Origin of the sequence: Alteraurantiacibacter buctensis (assembly GCF_009827655.1) — a bacterium.
In the GTDB taxonomy this organism is placed as follows: domain Bacteria; phylum Pseudomonadota; class Alphaproteobacteria; order Sphingomonadales; family Sphingomonadaceae; genus Alteraurantiacibacter; species Alteraurantiacibacter buctensis.
In genome coordinates this window covers 187,925-200,159 of record NZ_WTYV01000004.1, presented here as the reverse complement: position 1 = coordinate 200,159, position 12,235 = coordinate 187,925, and the positions used below count along the sequence as shown (strand labels likewise).

The following is a 12,235-nucleotide window of genomic DNA, read 5'->3' as shown; positions in this document are numbered from 1 at the left end:
GTTTCAACCCCCGCCGGTCGCGCGGCGGAAGCAGACGGAAGGACGTTGCCAGTGGCCGCGAAGGTCGAAATTTTCACCCGGATGATGTGCGGCTACTGCACCCGCGCCAAGCACCTGCTCGACAGCAAGGGTGTCGACTATACCGAGTATGATGTGACGATGGGCGGGGAGGCCAAGCGTGACATGCTGGCCCGCAAGCCCGATGCCCGCACCGTGCCGCAGATCTTCATCGACGGGCAGGCCATCGGCGGCTCGGACGATCTCGCCGCGCTGGAACGCGCCGGCAAGCTGGACGCGTTGCTGGGACTGTGACTGCCATGCGCGTCGCCGTGCTGCAGATGACCAGCGGGATCGACCCTGCTGCCAATGCCGCAACCATCGTTGATGCCGTAGCCACAGCAAAGGCAGGCGGAGCGGCCATGCTGTTCACCCCAGAGATGAGCGGCCTGGTTGATCGCGACCGCGAGCGGGCGAGGGCGCACATCGTGTCGCCGCAAGCCGATCCGGTACTGGCTGCGGTGCGCGACGCTGCGGCCGCGCAGGGGATATGGGTGGCGCTCGGCTCGCTTGCCGTGCTGCGTGAGGACGGACGCTTTGCCAACCGCACCTTCGTGATCGACGCGCAGGGTTGCATCGCGGCGACCTATGACAAGCTGCATATGTTTGACGTGGCGCTGGCCACGGGCGAAAGCTGGCGCGAGAGTGCGGCCTATGCACCCGGCGATGCCGTGGTTACAACGGCCGTTCCCGGCCTTGGAACCTTGGGCTTGGCGATCTGCTACGATATCCGGTTTCCCGCTCTGTTCCAAGAACTTGGCAATCGTTCCTGTGATGTGATCGCCATTCCTGCCGCCTTTACCAAGCCCACCGGCGCCGCCCACTGGCACCTGCTGCAGCGCGCGCGCGCGGTGGAGGCAAGCGCCTATGTGATAGCTGCCGCGCAGGTTGGCCGGCACGAGGACGGGCGCGAAACCTATGGCCATTCGCTGGTGGTCGATCCGTGGGGTGAGGTGCTGCTGGACATGGGTGGCGACAACGCGGGGCTGGGCTTCGCCGAGATTGATCCTGCGCGGATTGCCGAGGTCCGCGCGCAGCTTCCCAGTCTTGCCAACCGCCGCCCGATGCCCAAATAGCACGACAATGATTGTCTATGACCTTGCCTGTGGCCAGGGGCACCGGTTCGAAGGCTGGTTCGGCTCCTCGGCAGATTTTGACCGTCAGTGCTCGGCGGGCCTGCTCGCCTGCCCGCAGTGCGACAGCAAGGACGTGGCCAAGGCACCGATGGCCCCGGCCGTGCCGCTGAAGGGCAACCAGCGCCCCGAGCCACTGCCAGGCCGCCTGCCGGGCCCGCCACCGATGCAGGGCATGGCCAACATGCCGATGCCGCCCGAGGTGCAGCAGGCGCTGGTCAAGCTGGCCGAGGCGCAGGCCAAGGCACTGGCCAACAGCACGTGGGTGGGCAAGCGCTTTGCCGATGATGCCCGCGCCATGCACTATGGCGAGCGCGATGCCGCTCCGATCCACGGTGAAACCACGCCCGATGAGGCGATGCGCTTGCTGGAGGAGGGGATCGAGATTGCGCCCCTGCCGTTCCCCGTGGCTCCGCCCGATGAGCTGAACTGACGCGTCAGTACTCGCGCCCGTACTGGTGCCAGTAGTCCAGCGCCTCTTCCCAGGTAGGCTGCCGGTCCGCTTCATAGCCGCAGATTCGCCCGCTGCCGATTTGGCGGAATGCCCCGATGGCCTGGAGGTGCGCGCCGGACGTGAGGTAGGCGCGCATGGCCGCCCGGTCTTGCCACACCGACAGCGTGTGCTGGACGCCGGCCACCCGGCGGACATCGGCAAACAGGTTGCCCGGGGCCTTGCGGGCCTGCGTGAGGGAAGGCACCGCATGACGGAAGAACAGCGGGAGCAGCAGCAGCGAACGGACCTTCAGGCCGGTGATCGAAACGTACATGCAGGCGGCGTCCCCAACGAATTGCCAATCCTGCCCGATCGCATTAGGGCGATCAAGGCGCACCCGTAGCTCAGCAGGATAGAGCATCGGATTCCTAATCCGGGGGCCACAGGTTCGAATCCTGTCGGGTGCACCAAGGGCGGGGCTTCGCAAGGAGCCTCGCCCTTGGTGTATCGCCGGATGCTAGAGGCGCACCACCACCTTGCCGATCTGCTGGTTCGACTCAAGGAAAGCGTTGGCTTCGGGCAGCGATCCCAGTCCGTGGAACTCGCGGGCGATCACCGGCTTCAGCCGGCCGCTGGCAAGGCCCGCCAGGACCGTTTCGCGCGCGGTCTTGAACCGTTCGGGGTGGTTCCAGATCTCGCTGGCTACCCAGCCGCGCATCGAGGCGCCCTTAAACGCCATCGGCCAGTGCGGGTAGGGCGTGGGCTGGCCGCTGAGGCCACCGTAGACAAACAGGATCCCGCGCGGCGCCAGCGCCTGCGCCAGCGTGTCCACGTACGGCCCTCCTACCGGATCGAAGGCACAGCGCGCACCCTTGCCGCCGGTAATGTCCATCACGCGAGCGACCAGGTCTTCCTCCTCCGAGGCGATGACATGGGCCGCCCCCAGTGCCTTCAGGGCGTCTGCCTTGGCGCTGGTGCGGGAAACAGCGATGGGCACCGCGCCCGCCCAGTTGCACAACTGGATGCAGGCAATGCCCACGCTGCTGGATGCGGCAGGGATGATCACCGCATCGTTGGGGCCCACCTCGGCCACTTCGTAGACGGCATAGGCGGTCATGTATTGCATCCAGATCGCCGCAGCCTGGGCCACGTCCATGCCATCGGGCGCGGGCAGCAGGATGCGGGTGGGGACGATCGCTTCTTCGGCCCAGATGCCATACTGGCCCTGGTGGATCATCGGCAGCACGCACACGTGCTGGCCCACGGCATAGTCCCCGGCATCCGGCCCGACAGCCGTGATCGTGCCCACGCCCTCGTATCCGATCAGGCTGGGGAGCTGCGGCTTGGTGGGATAATTGCCCGCCCGGTACATCGCTTCGGCCCGGTTGAGGCCCACGGCCTCCACGCGAATGCGGACATGGCCGGGGCCGGGCGCGCCGATGTCCAGTTCCTCGATCTGCAACTGCTCGGGCCCACCGGTCTGGTGGAAGCGGATCACCCTGGTCATTCCTGCATGTCTCCCTTTGTTGTCATTCTGCCGCCGGCGTGCGGCAAAAGAAAGGGGCCCCTCCCGAAGGAGAGGCCCCGATCCGTCAGTCTATCCGATCGCTGGATCAGAAGGACATGTTGGCGCCGACGTAGAACCGGCGACCGACGATGTCGTAGTTCTGCGCATCATAGCCTCCGCCGCTCAGCTGGAAGGCTGCCGGGTTGGCCAGCGGGTTGGTGTTGCCGAACACCGGGCCGCGGTTGAACAGGTTGTCGATACCGAAGCGCACCGTCACGTTATCGGTCGCGGCATACGAGCTGTTCAGGTTGAACAGGTCGTACGAGCCGTAGCCGGTGTTGGTGTTCCCCGACTTGATCGACGGCAGGTGACGCCACTGCAGACCCACCGAGAACTGATCGAGGCGATAGTTCACGTTGGTCAGCACCTTGTAACGGTAGGCGAACGACTGCAGCCCGGCATCCGGAGCCGCGAAAGTGCCCGCGAGCTGACGGAACGGCGTCTGCGAAGCGGCCGGCACACCCGAGTAGAACGGCGAAGACCGCAGCGACATCAGGTAGTTGAACACGGTGTTCAGGCTCAGCGTGCCCGGACCCACGTCCATCCGCCAATCCAGCTGGGCGTCGATACCCGACGTGCGGAACGCCGCCGAGTTGGTGTAGGCCAGGCGCACTGCGCCGATGCCGCCACCCGTACCACGCTGGAAGTTTTCGCAGGCGAAGCTGTTCGGATCGAACGTCGGGTTGAAGGCCGGGTCCAGACACAGCTGCTGCAGCGTCTGACCGGACAGCAGACCGATCGCATCGTTCACCTTGATGTTGTAGTAGTCGACCGCCAGGCGCATGCCGCTGAAGGCGCCGCTGGCAACCGGCGATTCCAGCACCATGCCCGCCGTGATCGTCTTGGCCGTTTCGTTGGTCAGGTTCGGGTTGCCCACGAAGTAGGGGAACGCGAAGCCCGGAGCAGTCGACGTGCTGGTCGAACCCGCCGACGGGGCGATGTACGCCGGATCGGTGGAGGGCAGGCCGTTGCCGTAGTACAGCTCGGAGTTGAGCGGCTGACCCGGGATGCGGGTCTTGTCCATCAACTGCACGCACAGGGCCTTCACGCGGTTGCCGTTCGCATTGGCCGGGTTGGCCGAATACGAGAACGGGTTGCCGGTGGAGCAGGCATCGCCGCCCGTCAGCAGGCCGAAGTTCTGGGTGAACGAGTAGAGTTCGCCCATGTTCGGCGCACGCTCTGCGCGGTTGTAGCCGCCACGGAAGCGCAGCCAGTCGGTCACTTCCCAGCTAGCCTCAACCTTCCAGGTGGTGCTGCCACCGGTCTGACTGGAGTCGGTGTAGCGGATACCGCCGACCAGGTCGAACTGCTGGATCAGCGGCAGATCGTGCAGCAGCGGGATCGAGACTTCGCCGTACACATCGCGGTTGCTGATCTGCTCGTCGATGCTGCGGGCGGGGTAGATGCCCAGAGCCTGGTCGAGGAAGCTGCTGGTCACTTCCTTCAGCGTGTCTTCGCGGAACTCATAGAGATTCTCGCGATACGACGCGCCGATGGCTGCGCGCATTTCACCGGCGGGCAGGTCGAATAGCGACCCTTCCATGTTGGCTTCCCACACGGTCTGCCGCATGGTGCCGGTTTCCTTCAGGTCGGCGTTCACCGCATCGATACAATCCTGCGACGGCGTCACGCCCGAGAACGGGTTGAGGCCGGTGGTGCAGGTTGCCCGGTTTGCACCGAAGCCACCACCCGCAGCGTTGCCCTGGCGCACGAAGCCAGCGCCGAAGTTCGGCGCAGACATCACCGCGCGCAGGCGCTCCAGCGAGGCAACACCGGTGGTGATGAAGTTGGTGGCCGATTCACCGCGGTTCCATGTGATGTCCCAGCTCCAGTCGGAACCCGGGATCACGCCCTGGAGGCCAAACACCATGTTGTACGTGTAGTTGTCGGTGATAACCTCGCGGTTGCCGAGGCCTGGCACATAGCCGGTCGGCGACCACGAACACGCCCGCTGCGAAACGAAGTTGTTGGCATCCGCCGAGCCCTGGCCGGCCGCGAGGCACGCCGTCGAGTCAAGCAGCCGCTGATACGCTGCCTGACGTGCCGCGTAATCCACAGCGGATTCTGCTGCGCCCTGAGGAGCCAGCGGAGCAACAGTCGTTCCGCGAGCGTTGAGCAGCGCCGTCAGGTTAGCCGGCAGCCAGGTCGCATCGTTCACCGTGGCGCCGTTGACGCCGCTGATGTAACGCGGGACCACCACGTTCCAGCCACCCACGATCGGACCCGGCTGCTGGACGGTTTCGGTGTGCGAGGTGCTGAAATAGCCCTGGGCAATCGCCGACACCCAGTCATTGATGTCGTACGAACCGCGCACATAGAAGTTGTAGCGGGTCAGCGGCAGGTTCAGGTAATCGTCCTGGAAGTTCTGCGAGATGCCGCCCAGCGACGAACGCACGGTTTCCTGGCCATCGATCAGGCTGGTCGGGAAGTTCGACACGCCCGAAACGCCTGCCGCGCTGTTGCCGAAAGTGAACGGCGTGCCGTCCGGCAGGAAATACAGCGAGCCGGTGGCCGACACGTTGGTGCCCGGCGTGCGGTTCGGGAACATGGCGTTCAGCAGCGCCTGGTATTGGGCGTTGGCACCCGTCTGGGTGATGCCCGAATAGGTCGGGAAGAAGTAGTTGCCGCCCACATTGGGGTTGGCCCACAGCTCGTTGTACCAGCTGCGGTCTTCACGGTAGGACGCCTTGCGGTCCGAGGTCGACATGGCGAGGCTGATGTTGCCGCGCCCGTCTGCGAAGTTGGTGCCCATCAGCGCGCTGAGGTCGTATTCCGCCCCGTCGCCTTCCTGGGTGATGCCGTAACGGCCGCTGAACTCGATACCCTCGAAGTTCTTCTTGAGGATGAAGTTCACCACGCCGCCGACGGCGTCGGCACCGTAGGTGGAGGACGCACCACCCGAGATGATTTCGACGCGCTCGATGGCGGCCGAAGGCAGGGTGTTGATGTCCACCGCCATGCTGGCGCTGCCGGGGGTTGCACGGCGACCGTCGATCAGCACCACGTTGCGGTTCGAGCCGATGCCGCGCAGCGACACGGTGGCCGAACCCGGGGTGTTGGTCGGGGTTGCCTGGATGTCGCCGCCCTGGGTCGGGGTCTTTTCAGGCACGAACTGCGGCAGGCGGTTCAGGTTCACTTCGACCGACGAAGTGCCCGAGTTCTCCAGCAGGTCGGCACCGACGGTGACGATCGGGCTGTTGGACTCGTAGTCCTGCACGCGGATGCGCGAACCGGTCACGACGATGCGGTCGTCCGAGTTCGCACCATCTTCCTGTGCCGCTGCCGGAATGGCAGTGACAATGGCGCTGGCTCCACCTGCCAGCAGCAGGGCCTTGACGACCCGCTTGTTGTTAAAACCTCTCACTTCGTGCTCCCTTCACTTTAACGTTGGCGGCTGATGCCGCCCGCGATTTTGCGTTCCTTCCGTTCCGGTCGCGCGGCATCGGGCCACGCACGATGCTCACCTGCAGAGCAGGGCGGGCACACCGAAAAGATAGGACAGGTTGCGGGAATCATCCGCCCGGAGCGCTACAGCGCTCCGCATGCGACTGGCGCAGGAATATGCTGCACTCATTGATTCCTTCCCCCAACGGTCAGGCCATGAATCGCCTGTTGCCGTGCCTGGCCTGCATATTGTCGCTTGTTGACTGTGTCTAGCCTGCCTTCCCCCACATTCCGGAGCGCCGTTTGACTATGTCCCGAAAAATGCGGCCAAAACCGGCGCGCCGCAGGCCTCGTCACCGATCGTAATACGAATAAAAGTGCTTTAAACACAACATGGTAACATGTGATAGAGTGTGGCGAGCCCGGCCGGGTGTTGCTTACCTGCATCGCCCTGCCAACTTCCGCCGGGTGAAAAGGTTGATAACATCCGCTCCAATTCGCCGCCCTTCGGGCCCTTCGGGGCGACCTGTCAGGCAGAAGGCAGATTTGCCGAATGGTTGACAACGTCCGCCATAGCCAAAGCAGGCGGAATGTGCTGTCTTACTTCGGATAGTTTGGGGAGTTCGGGGTTTGGGAAAAGGGGTGCACCAGGATCGCGACGCGGTCGCCGGCCCTGACTGGCGCAGCAGCCTGATCGAACGTGCGCTGGACTTGCGCTCGGCCATCCTGACCGGTCAATGCGGCACGGATGATCCCATGCCCTGTGCACCCCCGGCGATGGAAACGATCGTCGCAGGCCTTGGGCCGATGGCAGCCGAAGCTATCCAGATCGTCGAGGCCTATGTTATCGGCAGCGTTTCGTCAGAACGCCAGGCGAGTGGCGGGGGCGCACCCGACTCTCCGCCCTCGGAATTCGCCCTTCGCCTGAACATCATCCTCAACGGGCTCGAGCCGGCCAAGGCATCCGGCACCGCCGGCCGCCCCGCCACCTCGGTGATCCAGAGCGAACTGTGGCAACTGCTGTTCAAGGTGCGCGAAAGTGCCGAGATGGCCTATGCGCGCGAGCTCGACCTGATCGAGCTGGACCGGCGCATCCTGTTCCTGCTGCATAATCTTGGCCCACTGGTGCCGGCCGGCATCTCGGCGGCGGTGGGGGTGGACAAGGCCCAGGTCAGCCGGTCGGTCAAGCGGCTGCTGGAGATCAGGCTGGTCGAGCGCGAACAGCTTCGCTCGCCGCTTTCGCTCACCCGCAAGGGGCAGGAACACGCGGTGCGCCTGTTGCGCCTGGCGGACCTGCGCAACCGTGAGCTGACCTTCGACATCGGCGATGCCGAACTGGCGCGCTTCTTCAACGTGATCGAGAAGCTGCTGGAACAGTCCGTGCTGCTCTATGAGCAGGAGCGCAGCCTCAGCCAGGGGCAGGAGCCGTCCAACTTCCCGCGGCCCGGCGCAGCGGTGGAAAGCGAGGGCAGCGGCGATCGGATCGTGATGGACCGCAGCCGCATCATCTCGCCGTTGATGACGCTCAGTTCCTATTTCAGCCGCAGCGGCTCGCTGACGTTCAAGCGGCTGACGGGCCTGTCCAGCTTCGAAGCCTGGGTTCTCAACGAGATCGGGCTGGCTCCGCCGATCGACTGGCACGTGCTGGTCGACCGGATCGATCGCGATCACAGCCAGGCGGGACGCACGGTCAACGCGCTGATCGAGCGCGGGCTGGTGGAACGCGAGGGCGGGCCGGGCCGGCGCCACGGACGGTTCAGCCCAACGGAGGAGGGCGCCCGCCTGTTCAACGTGATCCAGGATGCCAGCCGCCAGCGCAGCGCATTCCTGCTGGGGCCGCTATCCGAAACCGAGCGGGACGAATTCCTGGCGACCTTCGACAAGATCCGCCGCAACGCCGTGATCCAGCTGGAGCGCGAACGGGCCTATGAGGAACTGGGGCACCGCTGAAGCGGCAGCCCTGCAAGCCTCACTGGACCCGGCGGACGCGCACCGACTCCTGATTGTCGAACCGAAGCAGGAAGCTGTCCATCGCGCCGCGCATGATTTCCACCCGCGATCCGCGACGCGGCGGGTTGTACGACATGCTGACGCCTTCCGTGAACACCCACTGCGCGTCGCCTTCCAGCGTCAGCAGATAGATGCCGGGGCCACGCTGGGTCACTTCGGTGACCGTGGCCGTAATCTCGTCCGGACCATAGCTCTGGGCCTGTGCTGCCTGCGGCACGGGCAGGTCCTCGCGCCCGAAACCTGCCGGGCGGCCGTCCGTGCTTACCGCACCGCCACCTTGCACCTGTACCTGGCCCGGGATGGTGTTCCGGGCCTGGCCGCCAGCCGCGCGCATGTTGTTATCATAGCAGGCCAGGCGAGCAGAGGGATCATCGATCCGCGAACACTCGCGCAGGATATTGAGGGTGACCCCTTCCGGCACCTGGGCAAAAGCCGGAGCAGGCAGGCAGGCGAGGGCACTGCTGCCGGCGAGAACGATGGCTACGCGCTGCGCGAACATGATCGGATGGGTCTCCCTTGCGATGCCCCCTAGTGGCCTTGCCCGGCGTTACAGGCAAGTAACTTGCGCTGGGCTTAATCAACAATTTGGCAGCCTGCGCTCCGGAAATTCGCAAGGCACTACGGGGGAGATGTTCTGGCACCGTCAACGAACACCGGCGAAAGTGCTTGAATCGCCGCCTGAAGTATGATTCTGTTGCATCATGAACGCTCAATCGGCCCGGCGCGAGAAACGCATGCAGTGGTTCTCCCTGGCATGGCTGCTGGGGCTGGGGGCCATGGCGCTGATTGGCCCGTTCGGCCTGCTGGCGTGGAGCGAGCAGTCTGCCCTGCTGGATCATCGCGAACAACAGATCGCCGCGCTGGAACAGCAGCGTGCCGTGCTGCGCAACCGGGTTGACCTGCTGGACCCTGATCATGTCGATCCGGACCTTGCCAGCGAGCAGGTGCGGCAGAACCTCAACGTCGCCCACCCTGACGAATACGTCATCGATCTGGAGCAGTAGCTCCCTCCGCGCAAACCGCGCGGGTACCCACTTGCAGCTTTTCTAACCGCATCGGTTCATTGCTGATTCGCCCCGTTGCATGGCCGCCGATGATCTGCCTATAGCCGAACGGCAAGCGGCGCCGGCCCCTCCGGCGCGCATCGGGATGGTGGATTTTGGCACGATCAGCTTCTTCTTCTGCATCTGGCGGCAAGACCGCAAAGTCTGCGGCAAATGCCGGTAATGGCGACAATTTCGAGCTGCGCAGCCTGCAGGAACGGTTCGAGAAGGACCGCCGCTTCAACGCCAGCGAGGAAGAGTTGCTGGGCTTCTACCAGAAGATGCTGCTGATCCGCCGGTTCGAGGAGAAGGCCGGCCAGCTATATGGCCTGGGCCTGATCGGCGGTTTCTGCCACCTGTACATTGGCCAGGAAGCGGTTGCGGTGGGTCTGCAAAGCGCGCTGAACGAAGGCAAGGACAGCGTGATCACCGGCTATCGCGACCATGGCCACATGCTGGCCTATGGCATCGATCCCAAGATCATCATGGCCGAACTGACCGGGCGCGAAGCCGGCATCAGCCGGGGCAAGGGCGGCTCGATGCACATGTTCAGCACCGAGCATGCCTTCTACGGCGGCCACGGCATCGTCGGCGCGCAGGTGTCGCTGGGCGGGGGCCTGGCCTTTGCCCACAAGTACAACGAGGATGGCGGCCTGTGCATGGCCTACTTCGGTGACGGTGCGGCCAACCAGGGCCAGGTCTATGAAACCATGAACATGGCCAGCCTGTGGGGCCTGCCGATTATCTTCGTGGTCGAGAACAACCAGTACGCCATGGGCACCAGCGTCAAGCGCTCCAGCGCCGAGACCGAGTTCTATCGCCGCGGCACGGCTTTCCGCATTCCCGGCATGGAAGTGAACGGCATGGACGTGCTGGAAGTGCACCAGGCCGCCCGCATCGCGGTGGAACACGTGCGCGGCGGCAACGGGCCGGTGCTGATGGAGCTCAACACCTATCGCTATCGCGGCCACTCCATGTCCGACCCGGCCAAGTATCGCACCCGCGAGGAAGTGCAGGGCGTTCGCGAGAAGAGCGACCCGATCGAGATGGCCAAGGCCGAACTGCTCAAGCTGGGCGTTTCGGAAGACCGGCTGAAGGATATCGAGAAGGACATTCGCACCAGCGTGGCCGAGGCGGCTGACTTTGCCGAAAAGTCGCCCGAACCGGCTCCGTCCGAACTCTATACCGACGTGCTGGTGGGGACCTACTGAGATGGCGATTGAACTGAAGATGCCCGCGCTCTCCCCCACGATGGAGGAAGGCACGCTGGCCAAGTGGCTGGTGAAGGAAGGCGACAGCGTGAAAGCCGGCGACGTGCTGGCCGAGATCGAGACCGACAAGGCGACGATGGAGTTCGAATCCATCGACGAGGGCACCGTGGGCCAGATCCTGGTTCCCGAAGGCTCCGAAGGCGTGAAGGTGGGCACGGTAATCGCCGTGCTGAACGGCGAGGGCGAGGTGGCGGCGCCCGTTGCATCGCCTGCGGCCGCAGCAAAAAGCGCTCCGTCCCCGGCTCCCGAGGCGGCGGCACCCGCCGAACGCCCGGCCCCGGCCGCAAGGGTGGAAGACCCCGCAATTCCCGCCGGCACCAACATGATCAAGCTGACCGTGCGCGAGGCGCTGCGCGATGCCATGGCCGAGGAAATGCGCCGTGACCCGCGCGTCTTCGTAATGGGCGAGGAAGTGGCCGAATACCAGGGTGCCTACAAGGTGACGCAAGGGTTGCTGGAGGAATTCGGCCCCAAGCGCGTGATCGACACGCCGATCACCGAATACGGCTTTGCCGGCATCGGCACGGGTGCGGCGATGGGCGGCCTGCGCCCGGTGGTCGAGTTCATGACCTTCAACTTCGCCATGCAGGCGATTGACCACATCATCAACTCGGCGGCCAAGACCAACTACATGTCGGGCGGCCAAATGCGTTGCCCGGTGGTGTTTCGCGGCCCCAACGGCGCGGCCAGCCGCGTGGCCGCGCAGCACAGCCAGAACTATGCCCCGTGGTATGCCAGCGTTCCGGGCCTGATCGTTATCGCTCCGTACGATTCGAGCGATGCCAAGGGCCTGCTGAAGGCGGCCATCCGCAGTGACGATCCGGTGATCTTCCTGGAAAACGAGCTTGTCTACGGCAACAGCTTCGAGCTGGCCCAGCTTGACGATCACGTGCTGCCGATCGGCAAGGCGAGGATCATGCGCGAAGGTGCCGACGTGACCATCGTGTCCTACTCCATCGGTGTGAAGTTTGCGCTGGAAGCAGCTGAAAAGCTGGCGGAAGAAGGCATCGATGCCGAAGTGATCGACCTGCGCACCCTGCGCCCGCTCGATAGCCAGACCATCCTCGACAGCCTGGCAAAAACCAACCGCCTGGTGGTGGCCGAGGAAGGCTGGCCGGCCTGCTCGATCGCGTCGGAAGTGATTGCAGTGTGCATGGAGCAGGGCTTCGACCTGCTCGACGCACCGGTCATTCGGGTGTGCAACGAGGACGTGCCGCTGCCCTATGCCGCGAACCTGGAAAAGCTGGCGCTGATCGATGCCTCGCGCATCGTCACGGCCGCAAAGAAGGTCTGCTACAAGGGCTGAGTCGATAGGGCAGCAATACCGGCGCGGGGCG

11 protein-coding genes and 1 tRNA gene are annotated in these 12,235 nt (G+C 64.7%); 8 read left to right on the top strand and 4 right to left on the bottom strand.

The genetic code is table 11. From position 1 onward, the window contains the following. The first annotated feature begins 51 nt into the window (after positions 1 to 51). Genes grxC through GRI99_RS11445 form a run of 3 tightly spaced genes read left to right on the top strand, consistent with a single transcriptional unit; the run spans position 52 to position 1,623 of the window. On the top strand, positions 52 to 312 hold the full coding sequence (grxC, locus tag GRI99_RS11455; RefSeq protein WP_160772169.1) for a glutaredoxin 3: 261 nt from the start codon (positions 52 to 54) through the stop codon (positions 310 to 312). Positions 313 to 317: 5 nt separating this feature from the next. After that, complete coding sequence (locus GRI99_RS11450) at positions 318 to 1,133, top strand: carbon-nitrogen hydrolase family protein (protein WP_160772307.1); 816 nt, start codon at positions 318 to 320, stop codon at positions 1,131 to 1,133. Positions 1,134 to 1,140: 7 nt separating this feature from the next. Next, complete coding sequence (locus tag GRI99_RS11445) at positions 1,141 to 1,623, top strand: DUF1178 family protein (RefSeq protein WP_160772168.1); 483 nt, start codon at positions 1,141 to 1,143, stop codon at positions 1,621 to 1,623. A 4-nt stretch (positions 1,624 to 1,627) separates the two neighbouring features. Here the strand turns inward: GRI99_RS11445 and GRI99_RS11440 are convergent, their stop codons facing one another. Further along, on the bottom strand, positions 1,628 to 1,957 hold the full coding sequence (locus tag GRI99_RS11440) for a hypothetical protein (protein WP_160772167.1): 330 nt from the start codon (positions 1,955 to 1,957) through the stop codon (positions 1,628 to 1,630). 59 nt (positions 1,958 to 2,016) lie between these two features. Between GRI99_RS11440 and GRI99_RS11435 the strand changes: the two genes are divergently transcribed. Further along, positions 2,017 to 2,093: transfer RNA gene (locus GRI99_RS11435), tRNA-Arg, on the top strand. A 47-nt stretch (positions 2,094 to 2,140) separates the two neighbouring features. On the opposite strand, the gene GRI99_RS11430 is transcribed toward GRI99_RS11435, so the two are convergent. Together GRI99_RS11430 and GRI99_RS11425 are read right to left on the bottom strand one after the other, a co-directional pair. Further along, entirely contained in the window at positions 2,141 to 3,130 is a 990-nt protein-coding gene (locus tag GRI99_RS11430) for a zinc-dependent alcohol dehydrogenase family protein (RefSeq protein ID WP_160772166.1), read from the bottom strand. A gap of 106 nt (positions 3,131 to 3,236) precedes the next feature. Beyond that, complete coding sequence (locus GRI99_RS11425) at positions 3,237 to 6,554, bottom strand: TonB-dependent receptor domain-containing protein (protein ID WP_160772165.1); 3,318 nt, start codon at positions 6,552 to 6,554, stop codon at positions 3,237 to 3,239. 662 nt (positions 6,555 to 7,216) lie between these two features. On the opposite strand from GRI99_RS11425, the gene GRI99_RS18985 reads away from it, so the two are divergent. Then, positions 7,217 to 8,524 (top strand): MarR family transcriptional regulator, encoded by a 1,308-nt coding sequence (locus GRI99_RS18985; RefSeq protein WP_160772164.1) that lies wholly within the window; start codon positions 7,217 to 7,219, stop codon positions 8,522 to 8,524. Between the two features lie 19 nt (positions 8,525 to 8,543). On the opposite strand, the gene GRI99_RS11415 is transcribed toward GRI99_RS18985, so the two are convergent. Further along, positions 8,544 to 9,083, bottom strand: a complete 540-nt coding sequence (locus tag GRI99_RS11415; RefSeq protein ID WP_160772163.1) for a hypothetical protein — start codon at positions 9,081 to 9,083, stop codon at positions 8,544 to 8,546. Between the two features lie 202 nt (positions 9,084 to 9,285). Between GRI99_RS11415 and GRI99_RS11410 the strand changes: the two genes are divergently transcribed. The 3 genes from GRI99_RS11410 (at position 9,286) to GRI99_RS11400 (ending at position 12,204) form a co-directional block, all read left to right on the top strand. Beyond that, the gene (locus GRI99_RS11410; protein WP_237438304.1) at positions 9,286 to 9,588 is read left to right on the top strand and encodes an FtsB family cell division protein; all 303 of its coding nucleotides are present in this window, start codon (positions 9,286 to 9,288) and stop codon (positions 9,586 to 9,588) included. 239 nt (positions 9,589 to 9,827) lie between these two features. After that, a complete protein-coding gene (gene pdhA / locus GRI99_RS11405; protein ID WP_237438322.1) occupies positions 9,828 to 10,838 on the top strand; it encodes a pyruvate dehydrogenase (acetyl-transferring) E1 component subunit alpha in 1,011 nt (336 codons plus the stop codon). Position 10,839: 1 nt separating this feature from the next. Continuing rightward, a complete protein-coding gene (locus tag GRI99_RS11400) occupies positions 10,840 to 12,204 on the top strand; it encodes a pyruvate dehydrogenase complex E1 component subunit beta (RefSeq protein WP_160772161.1) in 1,365 nt (454 codons plus the stop codon). Positions 12,205 to 12,235 lie beyond the last annotated feature (31 nt).

Excerpts from the sequence above, each read along its gene's own strand:
- GRI99_RS11440 (WP_160772167.1), bottom strand. The coding sequence starts at position 1,957 with ATGTACGTTTCGATCACCGGCCTGAAGGTCCGTTCGCTGCTGCTGCTC.
- GRI99_RS11430 (WP_160772166.1), bottom strand. The coding sequence starts at position 3,130 with ATGACCAGGGTGATCCGCTTCCACCAGACCGGTGGGCCCGAGCAGTTG.
- GRI99_RS11450 (WP_160772307.1), top strand. The coding sequence starts at position 318 with ATGCGCGTCGCCGTGCTGCAGATGACCAGCGGGATCGACCCTGCTGCC.
- GRI99_RS11445 (WP_160772168.1), top strand. The coding sequence starts at position 1,141 with ATGATTGTCTATGACCTTGCCTGTGGCCAGGGGCACCGGTTCGAAGGC.
- GRI99_RS11415 (WP_160772163.1), bottom strand. The coding sequence starts at position 9,083 with ATGTTCGCGCAGCGCGTAGCCATCGTTCTCGCCGGCAGCAGTGCCCTC.
- GRI99_RS11410 (WP_237438304.1), top strand. The coding sequence starts at position 9,286 with ATGAACGCTCAATCGGCCCGGCGCGAGAAACGCATGCAGTGGTTCTCC.
- GRI99_RS11400 (WP_160772161.1), top strand. The coding sequence starts at position 10,840 with ATGGCGATTGAACTGAAGATGCCCGCGCTCTCCCCCACGATGGAGGAA.